The following is a 22,880-nucleotide window of genomic DNA, read 5'->3' on the forward strand; positions in this document are numbered from 1 at the left end:
TATATAGACAATAGGAGGAAATATGAGAATTAAGAACAATAAAAAATCAGGTTTTGGAGCTGTAGGAATAATTATTGCCATAGTTGTGATTCTATTAGTCCTAACAGTTCCAACCTACAATAGACTTGCAGGGGCTCGTGAGGATGTAAATGAAGCCTACGCACAAGTACAAAATGTTGTACAAAGAAGAGCTGACTTGATACCAAACCTTGTAAATACTGTTAAGGGATATTCTGATTATGAAGGAGAAACTCTAACAAAAGTTACTGAAGCAAGAGCTGGGGTTAAAAATGCATCTTCGCCACAAGAATTGGCAGATGCTAATGAAAAAGTTAGCCAAGCTATAAGAGATATTAATGTTGTTGCAGAAGCATATCCAGACCTAAAAGCAAATACTCAGTACACACAACTAATGGATGAGCTTGCAGGGTCTGAAAATAGAATTTCTGTCGAAAGAGGAAATTATAACAGCGCTGTGAAGAAATATAATTCTGATATTAAAAAATTTCCAACTAATATCATAGCTGGAATTACTGGTTATGACCAAGCAGAATATTTCCAAGCAAGTGAAGGAAGCGAAAACGTACCAACTGTCGATTTTAGCAAAGATAATTAGAGGTGAATTATGAAAAAGGGAAAATTTGTAGGAATAAATCTATTAATATCTTTACTCATCTTACTTTTTCCCCTAAAATCTATGGCGTCACTACCAGCTATACCGAGTGACTTTTACTATGATGAACTTGGCATGTTAGATTATAGCACTAAGGAAAATATTACCAAGACTAACAGAGAATTAGTAAGCAAAACTGGATCTCAGGTAATGGTCGCAACTATAAAAAATACAAATGGACTTCCAGCAAGTGATTTGGGACCACAAATTTTTAATAAGTGGAAAATAGGTGATCAAGATAAGAAGAATGGTGTTTTAATATTAATAAGCGAAGATGACTTATCAGGCAAGAGAGAAGTTTTCATAACTACAGGTTATGGCATCGAAGGTAGACTCAACGATGGAAAAGTTGGTAGAATCATTGATAATTTTATGCTAGAAGATCTAAAAGATGGTAGCTATTCAAAGGCAATCAATGAAGGATTCAATGCTATAGTAGCTGAAGTAGCTGATGAGTACAATGTTAAGCTTGATGGAAATTACGATTATTATCTAAATGAAAATGCTGGATCTGGCAATGAGATAAGCTTTGGAACTTTGTTTATGATGCTTGTAGTATTTATTGTGATTTCTAATATGCTCAATAGATCTAGATTCTACGGTAGAAATAGGGGTAGATACTATAGAGGCTATCCACGCTATAGAAGGTACCACAATGACCCATTTGATTCCTATACTTGGACAAATTCTTCCAATTCATTTGGAGGATCCTCATCAAATTCTAGCTTTTCTGGAGGATTCACAAGTGGTGGTGGTAGCTCTGGTGGCGGAGGAGCTGGCAGGAGTTTTTAAGGAGAAAGGATGTATGGATATTTAGCAAGCCATTTTTTTAACGATGCCATGTTTAGATGGACTGAAAATTTGGCTAAAATTATCGAAGATAGAACTGAGTTAGAATTATATGTGCCACAAAGAAATGCAGATATAAATGATAAGAAAAATAATGATGACATCATTACAGATATAAAAATTGCTCAGGCTGACACAGCAGAACTAAAAAAATCCAATGTACTTATAGCTTGCCTTGATGGGCTAACTATAGACGATGGAGTTGCCGGAGAAATAATGGCCCATGGGGTCATGGCAGAGATGGAAGAGGAAAATGGTGTAGATTTCCCAAGACTTATCATAGGTATAATAACCGATATGAGGTATCTTGGTACAGGTGAAAACAAACTCTATAGAAATCTAATGATAGTAGGCAAGGTAAAGGAGCATGGTCATCTAGTTGTTGGTTATGCTGGAGATGATTCATATGTTGACGAAGTCATAGATCATATAAATAAATTTATAGAAGAAAATAAATGAGGGGCTAAAACTTAGCCCCAATTTTTATGCATAATTTTTGATTCTTGGAATTAATATACTTAAAACCAAGACATTTATAATTGTATCAATTATCTGTTTTGGAATTCTTCTAAGTACATATATCCAATATGGGTTTTTAGAATATTGTTGTAGCCAAACAGAATCTAAAAATAACTTTACTCCCAAAAATACAACAATAGCACTTATAACAATTATCCATATTAGCTTTTTGTCGTAGTCTCTCCTAAAAACATAGTATGATATGACTCCTGGCAAAAATCCTGTCAAAAAAGCAGTAAAGGTAAATCCTGGGTGGAACACCCCATCTGGACTTAAGAGCATCCCAACAATATCTGCCAAAGCTCCAGTTATTCCTCCAAGGATAGGACCATAGATAATTCCTGAGATCATAATAGGTGCATCTCCTATTCCTATTTTTTTGTTTACAGGAATTGTAATAGTAAAATACCTTCTTAGTACAACTGCTAGAGCTGCTAAAATTGCAATTTTGGTTAGCATATTAACCGTTAGTTTTTTATTCAATTTTATCCCCTTTCTATCAGAGGCAGCGGTTGCGATAGAAAATCATAGCTTAAGCTTCGTCTAAGAACAACAACCCATTTCTTAGCACTTGATGCTTCCTATCTACTCTGATGATTATATGATAACATATAAGAGAAATAATTAATATATGGAAGGATAAAATGTTAGACAAAAACTTTTTTAATAGAGATACATTAACCGTTGCGAAAGATTTATTAGGCAAAATAATAGTAAGAAAAACTCAAATTCATACATATAAAGCTATGATTGTAGAGACTGAAGCATATTTAGGTATCAAAGATAGGGCTTGTCATACATTTGAAGGCAGAAAGACTGAAAGAAACAAAACTATGTATGAAGATGCTGGAACTATATATGTATACCAAACTTATGGCATACATTACTTGATGAATTTTGTAACTTTGGATAAAGTAAATCCAGAAGCTGTGCTTATTAGAGCTCTTGAACCAATTGAAGGTGCTAACCAAATGAGTATTAATAGATTTGGAAAGAACTATATAGATTTGAACAAATATCAAAAAAACAACCTGACTAATGGACCTGGTAAACTCACCAAAGCATTAGAAATAGATAAAAATTTAAATGGCAAGAATTTATTTGACCAGCAAATTTATCTAATAGATGGTAAAAATGATTTTACGATAGAGACAGATGTAAGGATAGGAATAGATTATGCAAAAGAAGCTAGGAATTATCCATACAGATTTTACATCAAAGACAATCCATATGTATCCAAAATAAAAAGATGAGCTTAGCTTAGCTCATCTTTAAAGTTTATATTAAAACCTTGATTTAATAATGTTTCAAACATTTTTCCTCTGTTTTTTATGACAATTCCTTGTTTTTTAGGGATTTGCTTGCTGAAGGAATCTGACCTACGATTAGAATCTCTCAAATCATAATATGTTATCATTTCTTTGTCATAATCTTTAATCATTTCATTGTAGCTGTCATAAATTTTATAGGAATTTTCAAAAGTTTTTAGTTTTATATCAAGTCTTGGCTTTAGTTGTGGTTCTTGATTTGGTATACCAAAAGAAAGTCCTACAGCAGGATAAGTAAGCTTTGGCAGGTCTAATAGTTCTATAACTTTTTGGGTGTCATTGTGGATATTTCCAAAATAATTTGTTCCAAGTCCTAAACTTTCGGCAGCGATTGTGACGTTTTGAGCAGCAATAATTGAATCAGTCATAGCTTGGATAAATTTATCAAAACCTATCATTTCATCGTTTTCTTGGCCATTTTCTTTGGCAATATTGTAATTTCTATATAAGTCTGCAACAAAAATCCATAGGTGTGGTGCACGTGCCATATATTCTTGGCTACCATTTTCTGCCAATTGATCTTTAATAGCTTGGTCAGTTATATTGATTATAGAAAAAAATTGCATACCATTGCTTGATGCAGATCTATTGGCAACTTCTAATAGTTTATTAATCAGACTTTCATCTAATTTTTCGTTCTTAAATTCTCTAATTGTCCTGTGATTTAATTGATTTTCAATACTTGTATTCATAATATCTCCTTATACTTATTTTTACCTATATACCCAGCTTATGGTATATTAAATTAAAGGTGATAAAATGCTTGTAAAAATTTCAGTTAGAAATTTAATAGAATTTGTAATGAGATCTGGAGATATAGACAATAGATTCCGTGATAATGCTAGGTTGATCGAAGGAATTAAAGCCCATCAAAAAATACAGTCTTCCTATGGCAAAAATTACAAAAAGGAATTTTCTTTAAAAAATACTACAATTATAGATGATGTAGAGTTTAAAGTCGAAGGTAGGGCGGATGGCCTTATTAAGGATGGAAGTATTTATACTATCGACGAGATAAAATCAACCAGTAGAAATCTAGATGAAATTGATGATTCCAACAAATTACATTGGGCGCAAGCTATGTGCTACGCTTATTTCTATTGTTTAGATACTAATTTAGATAGTATATTTATTACTTTAACATATGTAAATATCGAAGATTACACTAGCAAAATTTTCAAAAAAGAATTTGATTTTGAGACATTAAAATCTTTTTACTATGATTTACTAGATTCATATTTGAATTTTTCAAAAATTTTGGCTAATAACAAAGTTAAAAGAGATGATACTATAAGAAATTTAGACTTTCCTTATAAAGATTATAGGAAGGGTCAAAGAAAGTTAGCTGTTGCAGTATATACTTCTATTATGAAAGAAGACAATCTGATTGTAGATGCCCCCACAGGAATTGGTAAGACTATATCAACAGTTTTTCCTTCTATAAAATCAATGGGAGAGGATTTTTCTGATAGAATATTTTACCTTACAAGTAAAAATACTCAGGCAAAAGAAGCAATGAAATCGATTAAGCTACTCAAAAATAGGGGAATGTTTATCAAAGCTTTGACTATTACTTCTAAAGAAAAAATATGCCTAAATGATGAAGTAAAATGTAATCCTGTTGATTGCCCTTTTGCTAAGGGACATTTCGATAGAGTAAACGATGCTCTTTTAGATATAATTTCAAAAGAAGAAATTATTGATTTTAATACTGTCACTTCTTATTCAGAAAAATATCGAGTTTGTCCGTTTGAATTCCAACTAGATATCTCAAACTATGCTGATTTTATAATATGTGATTATAACTACGTATTTAATCCAACTGTATACCTTAGGAGGTTTTTTGACGAAATTGTTGATAGATACATATTTTTAATAGACGAATCTCATAACCTTCTAGAAAGAGCTAGAGACATGTATTCATTTAGATTTACTGAGACTCGCTTTAAAATTCTTTGGGACAAATTGGATAAGAAAAAATATAAAAGTCTAAGAAAATACTTAAAACAAATTGTGGAAGAATTTAATAATCTTTATTCTAAGCATGGTAAAAAATTGTTCTATTACCAGGAAAAACAAATAGATGATTTTGATGATGTATTTGCAAAACTTATAAAACCCCTACAAAAGTATTTAGTCGAAGATAGGGAAGATGAAAACTACGACGACTTATTAAATTTGTATTTTGATATAAATAGGTATTTTAAAATAACTGATAACTACACAGAGGGATTCTATTCAATAATTGCCTATGATGAGATAAATGATGAAATTTACTTTGAAATAAAATGTATCGATCCATCACAAGTCTTAAAAAACATATATAGTTTTGCAAAAACAACAGTGTTTTTCTCAGCTACACTTTCACCAATGGATTATTTTATGAGGATGCTTGGTGCCAATGATGCCTTAAGACTTAAACTTGATATGCCATTTTCTAATGACAATTATGCTATTTTTGCAAAGGAAATATCCACAAGGTATAAAGATAGGAATTATAATCTACCTATTATTAGTGAGTCTATAAAAGAATTTATAAAATCTAGAAAAGGCAATTACTTTATATTTTTTCCATCATATTCATATATGGTAGATGTCTATGAAGAGTATTCGTCAAGATATGATGATGAGATTTTATTACAAGATAGGTTTATGAATGAAACAGATGCTCATAAGTTTTTGAGCAAATTTGACAAAGCTTCAAGTAAGACAGCTTTTGTAGTACTAGGTGGTATCTTTTCCGAGGGAGTAGATTTAGTTGGAGATAGACTTATAGGTGCAATGGTAATTTCTGTAGGTATGCCAGGGGTCGGTTATGAGAGAAATTTAATCAAAGAACATTTTGACAAATTGGGTCTAAATGGATTTGACTACTCATATACTTATCCAGGTATAAACAAAGTTTTTCAAGCTGCAGGTAGAGTTATAAGAAGTGAAGATGATAGGGGAATAATTTATTTATTAGATGATAGATTTACTAGCTACAAATATAGGATGCTTTATCCTAAGCATTGGAGAAAAAAAGACATAAAAATTGTAAATGAATCTAGAGATTTTAGAAAAGAAATAAGTAATTTTTGGGAGAATGATAGTGAGAAAAAAGAAAACAGTTGATGTAGATATATATGATATGAAATACCCTAATATTTCCATAGGGAAAACTATTGATGATCAGATAGTGGAATTTAAGGGTGGATTACTAGGACAAAAAGCAAAAATTAAAATTACCAGAAATAGAAATGGATATAAAAAGGGCAAATTTTTAGAATTAGTGGAAAATTCATATCTGGAAAATAATAAAAATTATTGCCCTAAGGCAGATATATGTGGTGGCTGTGCGTATCAAAAATTGGCCTATGAAACAGAGCTAATGTTAAAGCTTGACATGATTAAAAAGCTATTTGCTGATAATGATATCGACTATGATGGAGATATTTCAATCAACAGGGCAGATCCTATAAGCGGCTACAGAAATAAGATGGAGTATACCTTCGGTGATAGTAAAAAAGGTGGTGATTTAGTCTTAGGCCTTCATAGGCAAAATAGGTTCTACGAGATAGTAGATACTATTGACTGTAATATTGTTGATGATGATTTCAATAAAATAAGAAAAGAAGTACAAAAATATTTTAGAGACAGGAAAACTAGCTTTTATCACAAATCTACAAGAGAGGGACTTTTACGTCATTTAATAATTAGAAAGGCTCTAAGAACTGGTCAAATTATGCTAGTGCTTGTTACAACAAGTGACGATAGCTTTGATGAGATAAGAAAAAAGTTATTTGTAAACTTCGTAAAAGATCTTGAATTACAAGGGGAGATAGTTTCTATATTTCATGTTATCAATGATTCTCCAGCAGATGCAGTCGTTGCTGAGACAATCAATCTAATCTTTGGAAAAGACCATATAACAGAAGAGATGATGGGACTTAAATTTAATATATCGCCATTTTCATTTTTCCAACCCAATGTATTTACCGCAGAAAAAATTTACAAAAAAGCATTTGAACTTGGAGAAATAGATCAAGATACAAATGTGTTAGACTTATATTCAGGAACAGGAACAATAACTCAAGTAATGGCAAAGGCTGCCAAAAAGTCTACAGGAATAGAAATAGTAGAAGAAGCAGTGGACAAGGCATATGAAAATGCAAAAATCAACGAAATAGAGAATATAGAATTTCTATGTGGAGATGTTCTAGAAGAAATTGATCATATTAAAGGAGATTTTGACCTAGTAATCCTAGATCCACCTAGAGTAGGAATAGCTGCTAATGCACTAGAAAAAATTTTAAAATTAAATCCAGAAAAATTTATATACATTTCTTGCAATCCAAAAACTCAAGTAGAAAACTTGAAAGAATTTATAGCTAATGGATACAAAATAAATAAATACGAAGTGATAGACCAATTTCCAAGATCTAGGCATGTGGAGACGGTAGCTCTATTGTCCAAACTAAACACAGAGAATCATTTAGATATAGAAATAGGTGAAGATGAATTATCTGAAATTGACTTTTCAAAAGATGCAACCTATGGAGAAATTAAAAAGTATGTGTTAGATAAATATGGACTAAAAGTTTCAAGCCTATATATTGCACAAATAAAAAGGAAACATGGTCTAATAGAGAGAGAAAATTATAATTTTAGTAAGAAAGAAAATCAAAGAGTGCCAAATTGCCCAGAAGAAAAAGAAAAAGCAATCGAAGATGCTTTAGAGCATTTTGGAATGATTTAAATAATATCTAAGATTGAAAATTTTAAAATTAAGACTTAAAAACTTTAAGATTAAAAAGATATGTACTTCTTATATAACCTAAGAAGATTAATTGAAAATCAGGGGAACGATGATGGTAAAATAAAAAATTTTAACAACTAAAGAAGAATTAGGCATTATTGCCAAAGAGGTTTTTATGAAGTTAAAAATACTGAAAAAGACTTGTTAGAATTGAAAATTTTAGATCATTGTGCAGGGTTTCGTGTCATAATAGTGATAGAGGCAAATAGTTATGTAAATATAAAGAGTTCAAGACTTCTACCAAAGTTTAAAACTCAAAAAATAAATAGTTGGTGTGCTGCTTAGAGTAACCATTTTGATAATGTGGATGCGAAACAAAAAGAGATAATCAGACTTCGTAAAAAATTGAAACAGGTTGAAATGGAGAATGATATTTTAAAGCAAGCTGAACTACTGTTAGGCAAAAAATAGACCTCATTATCTCGAACCGAGATAAATATAGCATTAGTGCAATGTGTAGACTACTTGGGGTCACAAGAAGTTTAGTCTATTATCATTTGAACAAAGAAAAAGATGTGAAATTAGATGAAGATGAAAAACTAATAGAAGAAATAAAAGAAATATTCAGAAGAAGTAGAAACAACTATGGAACACGCAAAATAAAAAAAGAACTAGGGAAAATTGGATATAAAATATCGAGAAGAAAAATAGGCCGAATAATGAAGAAAAATGGCCTAGTCTCAAACTATACAGTAGCACAATATAAAGTAATAAGATCCAAATGCAACGAAGAAGACATCCCTAACCTTTTAAATAGATAATTTGACAATAGAGACTATTTAGAAGCAATAGTAAGAGACCTAACATATGTAAGAGTAGGAAAAAAATGGAATTATATATGTTTAATAATAGACTTAAACAGCCGTGAAATAATAGGATACTCATCAGGTAAAAACAAAGATGCAAATCTAGTAGCAGAAGCATTTTACTCAATAAGGCAGCCACTAAATCGTATAAAAATATTTCACACAGACAGAGAAAGAGAATTTAAAAATATAAAAATAGAAGAAATATTAAAGGTATTTGGGATAAAAAGATCGCTAAGTAAAAAAGGAAGCCCATATGATAACGCAGTAAGCGAAGCAGTCAATAAAGTAATGAAGACAGAATTCATATATCAGGAGAACTTTACTAATTTCCAAGAACTTAATCTAAAATTAGCAGAATACGTATATTGGTATAATAACCTAAGAATTCATGGATCTTTAGGATATAAAACACCAGTAGAATATAGAAAAGCAGAATAAAAAGCTCTGGAAGTTTCATAAATTAAATAAAATATATGAACAGACTGTCAAGGGCAAATTTCAATGAAATTTGGGCGAAGCCTTTACCCTTGATTGTCTGAGAATATATTTTATAATCTAAAGAAACTTTCAAGCTTGATAATGTTCGGTTATAAATTGTCTAAAAAAGGGTTGCCATTCCATGTATTTGGGTTCATTAGAAGAATGCCGAGCAATGGGTAACATGACGCTGATGTGTTTATACACAAAAAAGCTACACGTGCGTTGGCTGACAACAGGGAGCTAAGTAAATTAACACCAGCTAAAATGTTTGACGCTATTAATAAATGACAAGTATATGAAATTGGTTTTACCTAGTTTAAAAAAGAAATTATAATGAAAATATGGAGGCTAAGAATATGAAGATTAATAATGAATGTTGTTGTGGATGCAAAACAGAAAAGCCGGATCAAATTAAAGACAATTGTCCTGTATGTAATAATGAAGGGATTTCCGTTAGTAAAGTAACTGTTGAACATCTAGTGGTAGATGATTATCGTAATGCTGTTAACGGAGATCAATATAAGATTTGCATGAACGAGGACTGCGACGTTGTTTACTATAACTTAGATAATGAAATAAAATTCTTGAAAGACCAAGTTAGAGTTCCTATCTGGTTTAAGAAAGATGCAGATCCTAAGTATGCTTGTTATTGTAGCGAAGTCACAGAAAATCAGGTAATTGAAGCAGTTGTAAAGCATGGCGCGAAATCCGTAAAAGAAGTAAATGCCATCACTGGGGCAATGAAAAATTCTAATTGTAAAGAAAACAATCCGTTGGGAGTTTGTTGTCATAAGATTATTCAGGAAGCTATCGATAAAGGCTTGAAAATGAAATAATTACAGTCGATATGTTCCTACAAACGAGAGCCAATCTTTGATATGTTTCCATCTACGAGCGTGGATATGTTCCCCATAACCTTAGGGGTTGAGAATGCAGTTTTGATAGCTATCAAGGCAACTCGACACACGTTGAAGCAGCAATTCTGATGACGTATTGTGGTTTGGACAAGGAATAATAGGAGTCAACCACAACATGTAGTGGTTTGAGTACGAAAATCGGGTCAAAAACAGGCTAAAAAATACCGTTTTTTGACCCTTTTAAATAGGGCATTTGACAGATGACATTTGATGTTTCGGGATTAAAAATCCATAGGGTGAGGTAGATTAGCACAGAACTTTATTGAATAGAGAAATTAAAAGTGATATAATCAGTTGCATAAGGAGGAGTTAAATATGTGTACATGTATTGCAGTAGTAGATATTACTTTATCTCATTTATAATGAAAAAAATTAAAGGAGGTAAAGGTATGGGTATGTTTTCTATATTTGTTATTGAGAGATTTCATTATCAACTAAACCAAAAATAATTGGTTATAATGAGCTCTTAAGATTAGTTCATTATAACCGGCAAGGAGAAGGTTATAATGAAACAGAAAAACCCGAAAAATACGCAAAATTTCATTACATCTAAAAAGCATGTAAAGGAAATATTAAAATATACGAATATCAATAAACAAGATAAAATAATAGAAATTGGGTCAGGAAAAGGACATTTTACCAAGGAACTTGTGGAAATGAGTCAACGGGTGAATGCTATAGAGATTGATGAAGGTTTATGTCATGCCACGAAAAAAGCAGTTGAACCTTTTCAGAATATAAAAGTTATTCATGAGGATATTTTGAAGTTTAGCTTTCCTAAAAATACAGACTATAAAATATTTGGTAATATTCCCTACAATATTAGTACTGATATTGTAAAAAAGATTGCTTTTGATAGTCAAGCGAAATATAGCTACCTTATTGTAGAGAGGGGATTTGCTAAAAGGTTGCAAAATACCCAACGAGCTTTAGGTTTGCTGTTAATGGTGGAAATGGATATAAAAATTCTTAAAAAAGTGCCACGAGCATATTTTCACCCTAAGCCTAATGTAGATTCTGTATTGATTGTACTTGAAAGGCATAAACCATTTATTTTAAAGAAGGACTACAAAAAGTATAGATTTTTCGTTTATAAATGGGTAAACAGGGAATATCATGTTCTTTTTACTAAAAATCAATTAAGACAGGTGCTGAAGCATGCGAATGTTACTGATCTTGATAAATTATCCAATGAACAATTTTTGTCTGTTTTCAATAGTTACAAATTATTTCAATAAATTAAAAATAATTAAGCGTTCTCTAACTTTAAGAGAACGCTTAATCTTATTACATTGAAAAATGCATTCTATTATTTTCAATTATTATGATATAACATAACTATCATTTTACTTATTTGCATATTTGCACGAAAATATAGTTATCGACGACTATTCTGATAATAGCAACTAATATAGTCAATGATAACTCAAAATTTATTGATATAGTAGGTATATGTGCAACTAATTAATGAAGAAATAATATTTAAAGGAATTTGAAATGTAGCAAATAGATGTATTAGAATATCTGATATTCTAATACATCTATTTGTATATAAATCAAGATTAAATATCGAGAATATGGTGGCGAAGTTTAGGTCAACTAAAGACCAATAAACTTCGTCATTTTTTTATGCTTAAAAATAGAAAGAAAGGATTGGGAACAATGTCAAAATTATTTATGTATGGTACATCCTTGGAAGGAATAGAGCAATTGATGGTTATGGTTCCAAATTTCCAGCCAAGAGGAAATGGAATAATCATCAATAATTATTTTAATTGCCAAGGGGGTGATGGAGATTGCAAGATTGGTGTGATTAATGTTGATGATGATTGTAAGGAGTGTGGACACATTGGTTCAAACTTCAAAATCAATGTGGATAGATGTAGATATAAGGATCTAGTCAGAGAGTGCTTTGGAAAGATAAATAATTATTATTTAAAGGAAAGATTAGAAAGTCTAGCAAATAATTTCAAGGGGGAAATCTTTTTAAATCATAACCACAAAGAAAGATTCTATAATTTTCTTCGAAACCAAGATCTAGATATTCATGATATATCCCCAAGATTTATTGCTATCCTATTTTTACTTACTGCCGATGAAAATCTATGGAAGGTTTCTGAAAATCATATTTTAAATGTTAAGTTTGGCTTAAAACAAATATGTCTTCGGGATATAGATACCAATGGCTATGCCTTATACCAAACTGCAAAGACCCTATCAACTGGAAAGGAGTGTATAAGAATCAATGAGCTAGCAGATAGGGAATTAATAGATGACTATATATTTAAATCAATAATTAACTCTGCCTTAATCAATAGATACGGGACAGAGTTATTTTTAATTAATAAATAGAATGGAGGAAAAAGATTGAATATAACTATTAAAAAATCAAGGGATGATGATAAAAGAAAAACCATATGGATTCCAATGGAGGAAGATAAACTACAAGAGGTATGCAATGAATTAGGAATAGAAATGAGTACAAGGTCAAACTGTTATATAGAAGGCAGTAGGGATGAAAGATTTTCAAATATACTGGCTGATAAAAATGTAAATATAGATGAACTAAACTATTTAATGAAAAGATTTGATGGGTTCAGTCCAAGGGAAATAGAAAAGTTTTGTGCTGCGACCTTTACAGAAGAACCTAATACAATGGCAGATTTAGTAAGCCTAAGTTTCAACTTGCATTGCTATAGCCTTATAAATAACTTCAGCGATTTTGATAAGCTAGGCAAGGATCTATATTAAACTGAGAAAATGGCAGTAGCAACTAAAGAATTAGATGAACTAGATGGAGAAGAATATGCAATGGAAGTAATAAAAAACAATAAAAGTGCTAGAGTAACTCCTTATTTCGTCTTTTGACTCATCAAGTATTTTTAATATTCTTGGTGCCTATTTTTGTATTAAATGTAATAAATGAAAAGTTTATATGTATACAGAAAGACTATATGGTAATATATTCAATTAACGAGAAAAAGAATATTAGAAAGATATTTTATATTATTTTGGGGACTGAATTAATATTTTATATTTTGGGACAAATTTTTTTTCAAGGAATTAATTATTTTATAACAGGTGAAGTGTATTTAATTAGTATTAAGTTTAATGTATTAACAATTTTAGAAATTCTATCTGCAAGTTATATAGTTCTATCTATTTTATTACTATTAAAAAAGGATTTGTTTACTTATATAAACTATTACATTTTATTAATGGTACTTTTAGTAGTTAATAGTGGATATATTACATTTCCGATGACTATAAAAGTTTTAAGTTTACTACAACATGATTATATAAAACTACTACTATCAAGAACATTTTTGTTTTTGTTAACCTTCTTTATTTTTAAAATGTCTCTTAAAAGATATAGTAGTAAATTTTATGGTGGATAATAATGGATAAATTGGCATATATTGGAGTTATAAATCATGATGAAAATGTTGAATATCCATTAAATTTTTCCAGTGATGGTATTTATGAAGTTGTTTGTAAATTTAATGGTGGATGTGAAATAAAAATCAAATCAAGTAATTATATAGATGCTCATGAAATTCATAAAGATTATTATAAATTTCACATTAATGTTTTTCTGCCAATTATTGGACTAATAGGTTTAGTATATGGGGTAAAGGAAAAGGATAAGTTGTTTATGGCATTAAATATCCTTTTGATTTTATTACTTCCTATAACAATGTTCGTAGGTCATCTAGTAGGATCTCCTTAAGTAATATAATAAGCTTAGAGTAAAATTTTGTAAATAATCTTAAAAAGATATAAGTTTATCTGCTTATAGCATTTTATCTCTCCACTTCCTTCCCATAAGTGATTTTCATAGTTTTTCCTATACTGAAAAAGGTCAGAAAATTCTTCTTTATTCAAAGAATGCTCTTGCATAAGGGTATTCTTTTTTATTGCAACTTATCGAGTCTGATTAATATTTCTTTTATGTTTGGTAATATTTTATAGATTTCTAAAATTTCATTAGTAGCTATTTTATAAATAGAAAGTTCGATATAATACTTCTCTGTAAATTGGTTTTATTCAGTTTTTTTACATTTTTATACTTCATGATGTAAGATCTTTATTTCAGTTTCAATTTTTTAAAATTTATTCAGTGGATGTTGTATATCATAAGAAAATAACTAGCTTTAAATCAATTTCTCCAAACCTAGATTTTATATCTACATCTATTTATTTTAGTACAGATAAGATTGAGCGATTACATCAATACGATTATGTCCTAAGTATTTGCTGGTTATTAACATAGCTTTTCGATCTAATATTTCTCCAGCTCTATCATTTCTCATGATGTATCTTTCTCCTCCTTCTGAAATTAAACCACCAGGTATTTCATCTATTGGTCTTGCATAATGATTATAAATTCTCTTGGCGTATACTGCTCTGTAGTGGTGGTTGTCATAATGAGAAGGTAATTTTGGTGCTATTTTAAGCTCTCCAGCTTCTTTAAAAATATTTATTATTTCATCTGTTTCTTCTTTATCTTTGCCCATGATTAAAGCTAAGCGTTTTTTTCCACCTTTTCCTTGTCTAACTTTTACATAATATTTTCCGTTGATTTCTTTTAAATCAACCCCTCTTACAGCTTCCATTTCTTTTTTTCTTAATCCTGTAGAGCTTGTTATTTTAGAAAATTTTCTTTCTAGCTCTTCTGATATGTGTTTATCTCTTTTAGTTTCATATCGACTTCTTTTAATTGATTTTCTTGTCCTTGGAGGTGTCGCTATAAAGTTTGTAGATGATGTTCTTAAAACCTTTGCTATAGCTGATTTAGATGTGCTAATTGAGTAAGCAGATAAGCCTTGATTTGTTAAGTTTTTAAGATATTCATTTACGTGTTCTGTTTTAACTTGTTGTATTTTCTTTATTTCAGGATTATTTTCTTTCAAATATTCTGCAAATTTATAACATTGTTTTTTATATGTCTTATAGGTTGTAACGCTATAAATTTTATTTTTTGTTGTAGTTGATAAATCATTTTTATCGTCATTTCTTGATGTACTCATACCATCATTTAACATTCTTGTTAATCTATCATAAATCTGATTTTTTAAAATGTTTTTTTGCTTTCTTTTATCCCATTTTTTAGTTTTTTTCTTTTCTTCATCTATTATTCCAAATTCTTTGTTAAAAGCTTTGTTTGTGATATTAAAAGACATAGAATGCTCCTTTCAAATATATAACTATCTTTTTAAAATTAAAGCTCTTAAAAACGATTCTAGAGCCTTATTTGTTACTCTAATTGTTAAGACTAAGCTTTTTATACTACCGAGTCCGTAGAAGCTTCTAAGTTGTCCAATCTAAGACAAAACACATTTTTTAAAGAGCTTGGCTTGCTCTAAAGTACACATTTTTAGATTGATAGCTTGGCTTGCTATTTAATGCTTTTGTAAGTGAATTCCTACACTATACATTTTTTTACATACTTAAAATTTTTGCTCTATAAATCTTTTTTATTTTTTTCTTACTTCATATTTTGCGACTTCCTCTCTTTGTTTCCTCATTTTTGATCACTTATCTTTTTTATTTTCTCCATACCATCAATCTTCTATTTATAATTTGTCAGAAAAGGTTCTTAATAACAAAAGAGTTTAAAAACTTATCCTTGGTAAATACCCTAAATCTGTTTATACGTCCATAAATGGACCGTATAAACAGATTTTATTTATTGAAAATCCTGTGTGTAGAAAATAAAAACATCAACTTTTCTTACATATAAGAGACAGAATAAAAACTTTCTTTTATATGGGGGAATTATGAAAATGGGAAAAAACATCGTAGTAAGATATGAAAATTTTAATAGATTTGGTTTTGATAGAGTAAAGTTCAAAAATATAAGAGTTATAAAATATGATATTGATATGTTAAAGGATTGCCATCACAAATCATATGGAGTAGCGAAAATCAAGTATAATTCAAAAAATCTAAAATCTCTTCGCATCGAAAGAAGAGGCATTGGGAGATTAGTGATAAGTAGAGAGAATAGTTACAACATAGATTGGGGCTTATATGCAAGAATAGATTTTTCTCCAACGGACATTCTAGGACAAAATATAGAAAATTTTTCTTTAGAAGAATTAAAAGATGTGGTTGTGGAAATTAAAAATATATTATACGAAGATTATAAAATTGAGATAGACATATCAAATGTCATTTTTAGCTATTGTGAAATTAACTACAATTATTTGACGACGGGTAATACTAAAGATTTTGAAGACCCATTACGTACTCTGCTTAGATTTATCCCGTATATGAAAATTTGCATAGATATTGAAAACCATAAAGAGAAAGACGGCTATGAATCCAAAACAATAACAGCACAAAATCAACGACATAAAATTACATTTTATGATAAATCAAAAGAAACAAAAAAGAAGCATAAAAATAAAGAAATCGTCATCGTTGATGAAAATGGAGAGATATTAAATGGGAGTATTTATAGATATGAGCATACAATAAAAAAAACAGATAAGTTTAAAAATGTTTTTGAAGGAACAAATCTTTTTAATTTAAATGAAGGAGTGTTTCGTCAAAAATTATTCTTATATTTAGAAAAAAATCTTTTTAAGCCATATGAAAAGCAAAAATTAATGTGTAGAGACCTTCTTGTGAAAGCCGTTAAAAAATATAGGGAAAAGGATCGAAGGGGAAAAGAGTGGGGAAGCTTGATGATTAGCGATATTCTAATTCAAGAAAGACAATTAGGTTATCAAATACTTTTTGATTCAGAAGATTTGTTAGAAATTGTTAGTGAAGTTTTTTTAAAAGATAAAAACAAAGGGCGCATTTTAGGATATATAAAAAGACTGTTTTGCAAGGTGATGTGTACCCATAAAACTGGACACAATATTTAATTAATTATTAGTGGATGCTAACCTATATTTTGTAGGTGGCATCCATTTTGTTTTTGATTGAATCCTTTCGTTGTTGTAATAGTAAATATATTCCTCTATTACTTTTGAAAATTCTTCAAAAGAGCTATAGCTCTTTTCATATCCGTAATAAACTTCATTTTTTAGCCTTCCAAAGAATGTTTCCATAATGGAGTTATCATAGCAATTCCCTTTTCTTGACATGGATTGTCTTATACCATGTCTTTTAAGCTCATTTACATAATATTCATGTTGGTATTGCCAACCTTGATCTGAATGTAGAATTAAGTTATCTAGTTTTGGAAATTTATTAAATGCTTTTTCTAACATATTTGATATCTGATTTAAGTTAGGACTTAAGGATAGGTCGTAAGAAATAATCTCATTGGTATACATATCAAGTATTGGAGATATGTAGCACTTACCCCAAGAGAATTTAAATTCTGACACATCAGTAGTCCATTTTTGTAGAGGTCTATCTGCCTTGAAATCTCTATTTATTATATTATCTGCTACTTTACCTACCTTCCCCTTATATGAGTGATATTTTTCCTTAGATCTTTTTCCAAATAGTTTTAGCTCATGCATTATTCTTTGAACTCTTTTATGATTTATGACATAACCTTGATTTATCAGATCCATATATACTCTTCTTACTCCATATCTTCCTTTGTGTAAGTTAAATATTTGAGTTATTTTATCTGCAATATGACTATTCTTAATCTTTATATTATCAACTTTGTTTATTTCAAAATAGTATGTTGATCTTGGCATATCAATAGCTTTTAAAAGATATTTTAGTCTGTATCCTTCTTCTTTGAGTTCTTTGACAATCGCTGCTTTTTCGCCTTGAGTTGCGCAGCGTAACGTTCTTCTCTCAAGGCGATCTCTTTTTTTATTATTTCGTTTTCTGCTTTTATATATTCATTTTCTGCTCTAAGTTTTATTAGTTCTTCTCTTTCAGATTCATTAAGTTCTTTTGCTTTATGGTTATTATTATTTTTCATACTTGTATTTTTAGATTTACGGCCTTTCTTTTTATTCACAAGACCATTATATCCATAATTTTTATACTTGTTAACCCATGAATAAAGTTGTCCATCATTGATTCCATTTTCGATTGCTATAGATTTTATGGAATTTCCAGCTAACACTTTAGATATCATTTCTAATTTCTCATCAGCAGTCCAATTAATATTATTTCCGTGTTTTAAAATTTCTGGTCCATGAAGTTCTTCTAACTTAAACCATGTTCTAATTGAATCATGAAAGTTTTTTTCTTTAGCTCCTTCAGGTGTATCAGGCCATTTACCTTCTCTATACAATTGTACGCATTCTTTTTTGAATTCATAACTATATTTCATAAAAATACCCTCCTTACTGGTTTGTCCAGTAAAGAGGGTACATATCAAGGAGCCGTATCTTTATTATTCTAAAAATAAAAAAGAGAAAGTTGAAAATTTAGTTTATAGTATAAAAAGTCAATTTCAGGGTCTCATTAAATGAGGATAGAAGTGATATGTATTGTGAAAAAGGATAGATATTTGATTGGTGTAAGTAGCAGAATTTAAAGAAAGTATTACTTTCTTTAGTTAGTGTAAAAGATAAGTAGCAATCTCTTATAATAATAGGAAGAATTTTCAATGACGACAAGTTTGTTATTGGATATTAATTCTTACATATAACGACTGTAAGACGTATCTAAATTTATTAGGAAAGGAAATTATTATGATGCTAGAAAAAGAAGAATTTTTGGATAAGGTTTTTAAAAGTATAGTCATGGATATCATGACTATAGAAAGATCTCTTATAAATGGAGAAGGATGGTTAGATATTGGAGGACACTTTTATTGTGTAGATGGCGTTAGAGATATTTTACTAGAAAGAGAAGGTGAGTCATTTCAGTACTTTTTAAGCGATATGATAGTAACCATAAGATGCTATGCAGAAGTTTATGGAAGTTTTGATATAGAGCTTGATTTAGAGAGTATAGGCTTTAAAAACTTCATAAAGTTGTCCCATTTGTTTAATGAAAAATTCTTTAATAACTGGAATAGCTTTGTGCATGAAATCCAAAGAGATGGGCTAAAAAATTATAAGTAAATTTAGTAAGAATAAAAGCTTGAGATTATACCTCAAGCTTTTATTTTTTAATTCACAGCTAAATCATCCACGATTAAATCCTCATAGTCAACTGTAATCCCATCATAATTTTTCCTTGAAGAGACCACTATTGCCGATACGAAAACAAAGTCATTTATTTCGAGCGAAACATCATTTACACGCATGTTTTTAGAGTATTGAAGTGTAATGACTTGCTCCCTATAGTCTCGCACTTGAATCGTAATCCAATTATTGAACTCTTTGATGCTTAAGACAGAACCGCTAAGAAAAACTCGTGAAAATGGGTTTTTAAAAGAAAAACCTATATTTTCTATTTCAAAGGCTTCCGATAACAAAGTGTTCTCTAAGACTATTTTTTCACCAAGAAAATACTGTTCTTTCCTACCTTCATATAAATAAGGAATGACAGGGCTTTTCACAAAACCTGTAATAAAAACAGTTTGATTCATTTTAAAATCATGAATATCTACAGATTCAAAGTATACTTTCATATAATTGGGCTCTTTTTTTCCTTTAATAAAGATTGTTAAATATGGATTTCTTTCTTTAAAACCTCCTTTTCCTACAATTCTTCCTCGACAATAAAATTCATTTAACAATGGGATTTTCCTATCTTTTTTCATTTTTTCTCCTTTCTTCAATTAATCGTTTATTATGTGCATTAAAAGTTTTTCAATAAAAAAACCTGTGTGTAGGAAAAGGCTAAGCAGTATTTTCTGACATATACAAGTTGAAATTAAAATATCGGAGGATTTTAACTTGGATAATATATCAAATAAAAATAATCAATTAGATTCATTGGCTGTGCTTCTTCAAGAATTAATAGAAAAGTATGCAGATCAAATAGACTTTGAAAAATTGGAAGTACCGCCAAGATGTTCAGAAAAAAAATGATGATAATATTAATTCATCGGATTAGGGTACTGCATTGACTTTTATATTATGATTTATGTAAAATATAAGTATAATAGACGTGAAAATATGTCCAAACTTTAGGTGGTAAAAATGAAGAAGAAAAAGGCGTATGTATATACTAGGGTGTCAACATCTATCCAAATTGATGGTTACTCACTTGATGCTCAGGAAGAAAGAATAAAACAGTATGCAAAAGCTTATGGTATAGAAATAATAAAAACCTATAAAGATGCTGGAAAATCAGGAACATCTATTTCAGGTAGAAATGAATTCATAGCTATGCTTAATGATATAGAAGCTGAAAAAGATAAAGTTGATTATGTAATGGTTTTTAAATTATCTAGATTTGGAAGAAATGCAGCGGATGTATTGCAGTCATTGCAAGTCATGGAAAATCATAATGTAAATCTGATTTGTGTTGATGATAGTTTAGATAGTTCTAAAGATTCTGGAAAGCTTGTTATAACAATTCTTTCAGCAGTAGCAGAAATGGAACGTGAAAATATACTTTCTCAAACTATGGAAGGTCGAAAACAAAAGGCTAGAGAAGGTAAATGGAATGGTGGTTTTGCTCCAATTGGCTATTCCTTAGATAATGGAGAATTAGTTGTTAATGAAGAAGAAGCTAAAGCAGTAAGGATGATTTTTGATTTATATGCTAATTCAGATATGGGAGCCAATGGAGTATCTAAGTATTTAGTTTCTTTAGGTATTAATAAACCTATAAGACAAAATGGCAAGAATCCATATTTTTCAGCTAGTTTAGTAAGACAAATATTGGACAATCCTGTATATAATGGGAAAATTGCATATGGAAGAAGAAAAACGATTAAAGATAAAACTACTGGTAAAATTAAATTAGAAAAATCTGATCATTATATTATAGCTCAAGGAAATCATGAACCTTTAATTGACGATGAGTTGTGGAATGAAGTACAGGAAAAAAGAAAATCTCAAGCTAAAAAGTATGAAAAGGTAAATAGAGGAAAAGATGAAAGAGTTCATATCTTATCAAATCTAATAAAATGCCCATATTGTGGTGCTGGTTTATATGGAAATAAAAGCCGAAAACGTAATAAAAACAAAGAAGGAGAGCATTATAAAGATTATTACTATTACGGTTGCAAACATCGACAAATGATGAATGGACATACATGTACTTTTAATAAACAAATTAGGGCTGAATTAATTGAAAAAGAAGTTGAAACAATAATTACTCAAATAGTTAGCAATCCTACTTTTGCCAAAAAAATTGAAGAAAAAATCAATATTAAAATAGATACTAAAGAGATTGACGAAGTTATTAATAAGCACTTAGCGAAGATTAGGCAATTAACAGGTACAAAAGCATCACTAATTAATCAAATAGACTCTTTAAATTTTGAAGAAAAACATTATGATAGAAAATATACTGATTTAAATCTCAGACTTGATGCAATATATGATCAGTTAGAATATGCAGAAATGCAGTTAAATGATAGCAGAAAAAGGAAAGAGGCGATCCTTGAAGAAAAAATAACATCAGATAATATTTATAAAATCCTTGTTAATTTTAATAGCCTTTATACAGTCCTTTCAGATATCGACAAGAAGAGATTACTTAATGAATTGATAGAAGAAATTCAAATCTATGACGAAAAACCTAAAAATGGAACTTGGATAAAATCGGTTGTTTTCAAGCTTCCGCTTATAGATCATGACCTTGATTATAGTTTGGACAAAATAGATAATGTCGAGACTATAGCGTTGATACAAAAGATGTAAACTTAGAAATCCTGCATTTTAAGCAGTTTTATAAGCATTTTGTCTTCGATAAAGATGAAGAAGGATACGTCAAAAAGACTCAAAAAAACTACATGGACGTAAGAGTAGTTTTGCAACTGGTATGAGGAGACACAAAGAATATAATTAACTCATTTTGTACTTTCTATAAGAGTAGCTTAAAAGGCTGCTCTTTTTGCAATTAGAATATCCAAGGTTGTATCAGGACTTTATGTTTATATTTAATTATGAAAAAAGACCTACATTTTAAAATAAACTTGCGTATTAATCAGAAAAAATAATAAGAGATTTATATGAATAAAATCATATAAAGAAAAAATACTTGATAAATAAGTACTGTCAGAATTGTATTAATATAATTTAATAAAAAGTCTAATAAAATTATCTAAGCATTATAGGTTTAAATTATATAATTTTCTTGATTATGTAACTATATAGAAATTAAGAAACAAGAGAATGAAGAGAAAATTAGGAACTATAGTATTTTAAATTTGATTGCTTATGTAAGAATATGTTACTTATTGTATGTTGACTAATTGTATTCAACAGTGATAAAATTTTAAAAAAATAGAGGTAGTGTATAATGGATATCATAGAAGTTTTTTCTAAAAACGTAAAAAATATCGAAATGAAATGGGTTTATCGCAAGAAGCTTTTGCTGAAAAATCCGGATTGCATAGAACATATATAAGTGCATTAGAGTGTACAAAAAGAAGCATTGCGTTGGATAATGTACAAAAAATAGCAGATGCTTTAGAGATAGAACCATATTTATTATTTAAGGAATAAA

The 22,880-nt window shown here is 29.6% G+C and carries 23 protein-coding genes, 2 pseudogenes and 1 riboswitch; of the genes and pseudogenes, 18 read left to right on the forward strand and 7 right to left on the reverse strand.

Going from position 1 to position 22,880, the window contains the following annotated elements:
• Positions 1-22 precede the first annotated feature (22 nt).
• Genes BQ7474_RS03820 through BQ7474_RS03830 form a run of 3 tightly spaced genes read left to right on the forward strand, consistent with a single transcriptional unit; the run spans position 23 to position 1,981 of the window.
• The gene (locus BQ7474_RS03820; RefSeq protein ID WP_073997682.1) at positions 23-616 is read left to right on the forward strand and encodes a LemA family protein; all 594 of its coding nucleotides are present in this window, start codon (positions 23-25) and stop codon (positions 614-616) included.
• 9 nt (positions 617-625) lie between these two features.
• Complete coding sequence (locus BQ7474_RS03825; RefSeq protein WP_073997683.1) at positions 626-1,465, forward strand: TPM domain-containing protein; 840 nt, start codon at positions 626-628, stop codon at positions 1,463-1,465.
• A 9-nt stretch (positions 1,466-1,474) separates the two neighbouring features.
• Positions 1,475-1,981, forward strand: coding sequence for a nucleoside 2-deoxyribosyltransferase (locus BQ7474_RS03830; RefSeq protein WP_073997684.1), 507 nt, complete (start codon positions 1,475-1,477; stop codon positions 1,979-1,981).
• A gap of 24 nt (positions 1,982-2,005) precedes the next feature.
• Here the strand turns inward: BQ7474_RS03830 and BQ7474_RS03835 are convergent, their stop codons facing one another.
• Positions 2,006-2,524, reverse strand: a complete 519-nt coding sequence (locus BQ7474_RS03835; protein WP_073997685.1) for a folate family ECF transporter S component — start codon at positions 2,522-2,524, stop codon at positions 2,006-2,008.
• A 21-nt stretch (positions 2,525-2,545) separates the two neighbouring features.
• Positions 2,546-2,636, reverse strand: a riboswitch (THF riboswitch).
• A 49-nt stretch (positions 2,637-2,685) separates the two neighbouring features.
• On the opposite strand from BQ7474_RS03835, the gene BQ7474_RS03840 reads away from it, so the two are divergent.
• Positions 2,686-3,294 carry a DNA-3-methyladenine glycosylase gene (locus tag BQ7474_RS03840; RefSeq protein WP_073997686.1) on the forward strand — a complete coding sequence of 203 codons (609 nt, stop codon included), beginning with the start codon at positions 2,686-2,688 and terminating at the stop codon, positions 3,292-3,294.
• Positions 3,295-3,296: 2 nt separating this feature from the next.
• Here BQ7474_RS03840 and BQ7474_RS03845 read toward each other — a convergent pair whose 3' ends face one another.
• Positions 3,297-4,061, reverse strand: coding sequence for an NADPH-dependent oxidoreductase (locus BQ7474_RS03845; RefSeq protein ID WP_073997687.1), 765 nt, complete (start codon positions 4,059-4,061; stop codon positions 3,297-3,299).
• 67 nt (positions 4,062-4,128) lie between these two features.
• Here BQ7474_RS03845 and BQ7474_RS03850 point away from each other — a divergent pair, with 67 nt between their 5' ends.
• The 9 genes and pseudogenes from BQ7474_RS03850 to BQ7474_RS03895 all read left to right on the forward strand — a co-directional run bounded on the left by BQ7474_RS03850 (position 4,129) and on the right by BQ7474_RS03895 (position 14,103).
• Positions 4,129-6,483, forward strand: coding sequence for an ATP-dependent DNA helicase (locus BQ7474_RS03850; protein ID WP_073997688.1), 2,355 nt, complete (start codon positions 4,129-4,131; stop codon positions 6,481-6,483).
• Positions 6,455-8,107 (forward strand): 23S rRNA (uracil(1939)-C(5))-methyltransferase RlmD, encoded by a 1,653-nt coding sequence (gene rlmD, locus BQ7474_RS03855; protein ID WP_073997689.1) that lies wholly within the window; start codon positions 6,455-6,457, stop codon positions 8,105-8,107. The genes BQ7474_RS03850 and rlmD overlap by 29 nt, the downstream gene beginning before the upstream one ends.
• Positions 8,108-8,464: 357 nt before the next feature.
• Positions 8,465-9,414, forward strand: a pseudogene (locus tag BQ7474_RS10875) (IS3 family transposase); the annotation flags it as partial.
• A gap of 398 nt (positions 9,415-9,812) precedes the next feature.
• Positions 9,813-10,292: a Csac_0668 family 2Fe-2S cluster-binding (seleno)protein gene (locus tag BQ7474_RS03870; protein WP_000700631.1), complete on the forward strand. Its 480-nt coding sequence runs from the start codon at positions 9,813-9,815 to the stop codon at positions 10,290-10,292.
• 470 nt (positions 10,293-10,762) lie between these two features.
• Positions 10,763-10,822 (forward strand): erythromycin resistance leader peptide, encoded by a 60-nt coding sequence (locus tag BQ7474_RS11095; protein WP_180754023.1) that lies wholly within the window; start codon positions 10,763-10,765, stop codon positions 10,820-10,822.
• Between the two features lie 57 nt (positions 10,823-10,879).
• On the forward strand, positions 10,880-11,611 hold the full coding sequence (gene erm(A), locus BQ7474_RS03875) for a 23S rRNA (adenine(2058)-N(6))-methyltransferase Erm(A) (RefSeq protein ID WP_000810833.1): 732 nt from the start codon (positions 10,880-10,882) through the stop codon (positions 11,609-11,611).
• A gap of 424 nt (positions 11,612-12,035) precedes the next feature.
• A complete protein-coding gene (locus tag BQ7474_RS03880; RefSeq protein ID WP_000039974.1) occupies positions 12,036-12,725 on the forward strand; it encodes a hypothetical protein in 690 nt (229 codons plus the stop codon).
• Between the two features lie 15 nt (positions 12,726-12,740).
• A complete protein-coding gene (locus BQ7474_RS03885; protein WP_001027813.1) occupies positions 12,741-13,124 on the forward strand; it encodes a hypothetical protein in 384 nt (127 codons plus the stop codon).
• Between the two features lie 649 nt (positions 13,125-13,773).
• Positions 13,774-14,103 carry a hypothetical protein gene (locus BQ7474_RS03895; protein ID WP_000359188.1) on the forward strand — a complete coding sequence of 110 codons (330 nt, stop codon included), beginning with the start codon at positions 13,774-13,776 and terminating at the stop codon, positions 14,101-14,103.
• Positions 14,104-14,176: 73 nt separating this feature from the next.
• Here BQ7474_RS03895 and BQ7474_RS10880 read toward each other — a convergent pair.
• Positions 14,177-14,413: pseudogene (locus BQ7474_RS10880) on the reverse strand (hypothetical protein); the annotation flags it as partial.
• A 162-nt stretch (positions 14,414-14,575) separates the two neighbouring features.
• On the reverse strand, positions 14,576-15,556 hold the full coding sequence (locus tag BQ7474_RS03905; protein ID WP_073997690.1) for a site-specific integrase: 981 nt from the start codon (positions 15,554-15,556) through the stop codon (positions 14,576-14,578).
• Positions 15,557-16,153: 597 nt separating this feature from the next.
• Here BQ7474_RS03905 and BQ7474_RS03910 point away from each other — a divergent pair.
• The gene (locus BQ7474_RS03910) at positions 16,154-17,251 is read left to right on the forward strand and encodes a hypothetical protein (protein ID WP_073997691.1); all 1,098 of its coding nucleotides are present in this window, start codon (positions 16,154-16,156) and stop codon (positions 17,249-17,251) included.
• Here the strand turns inward: BQ7474_RS03910 and BQ7474_RS03915 are convergent, their stop codons facing one another.
• A complete protein-coding gene (locus tag BQ7474_RS03915; protein WP_073997485.1) occupies positions 17,252-18,103 on the reverse strand; it encodes an IS3 family transposase in 852 nt (283 codons plus the stop codon).
• Complete coding sequence (locus tag BQ7474_RS03920) at positions 18,067-18,633, reverse strand: helix-turn-helix domain-containing protein (protein ID WP_073997051.1); 567 nt, start codon at positions 18,631-18,633, stop codon at positions 18,067-18,069. The genes BQ7474_RS03915 and BQ7474_RS03920 overlap by 37 nt, the downstream gene beginning before the upstream one ends.
• A 364-nt stretch (positions 18,634-18,997) precedes the next feature.
• On the opposite strand from BQ7474_RS03920, the gene BQ7474_RS03925 reads away from it, so the two are divergent.
• Positions 18,998-19,372 (forward strand): hypothetical protein, encoded by a 375-nt coding sequence (locus BQ7474_RS03925; protein ID WP_073997692.1) that lies wholly within the window; start codon positions 18,998-19,000, stop codon positions 19,370-19,372.
• Between the two features lie 47 nt (positions 19,373-19,419).
• On the opposite strand, the gene BQ7474_RS03930 is transcribed toward BQ7474_RS03925, so the two are convergent.
• Positions 19,420-20,016: a hypothetical protein gene (locus tag BQ7474_RS03930; protein WP_073997693.1), complete on the reverse strand. Its 597-nt coding sequence runs from the start codon at positions 20,014-20,016 to the stop codon at positions 19,420-19,422.
• A gap of 136 nt (positions 20,017-20,152) precedes the next feature.
• Here BQ7474_RS03930 and BQ7474_RS03935 point away from each other — a divergent pair, with 136 nt between their 5' ends.
• The 3 genes from BQ7474_RS03935 to BQ7474_RS11055 all read left to right on the forward strand — a co-directional run bounded on the left by BQ7474_RS03935 (position 20,153) and on the right by BQ7474_RS11055 (position 22,879).
• Complete coding sequence (locus BQ7474_RS03935) at positions 20,153-20,287, forward strand: cobalt ABC transporter (protein ID WP_235821471.1); 135 nt, start codon at positions 20,153-20,155, stop codon at positions 20,285-20,287.
• A 111-nt stretch (positions 20,288-20,398) separates the two neighbouring features.
• On the forward strand, positions 20,399-22,072 hold the full coding sequence (locus tag BQ7474_RS03940; protein WP_073997694.1) for a recombinase family protein: 1,674 nt from the start codon (positions 20,399-20,401) through the stop codon (positions 22,070-22,072).
• Between the two features lie 651 nt (positions 22,073-22,723).
• Entirely contained in the window at positions 22,724-22,879 is a 156-nt protein-coding gene (locus BQ7474_RS11055) for a helix-turn-helix domain-containing protein (RefSeq protein WP_218188974.1), read from the forward strand.
• Position 22,880: the final 1 nt, after the last annotated feature.

Source organism: Anaerococcus urinomassiliensis (assembly GCF_900128425.1).
GTDB lineage: Bacteria > Bacillota > Clostridia > Tissierellales > Peptoniphilaceae > Anaerococcus > Anaerococcus urinomassiliensis.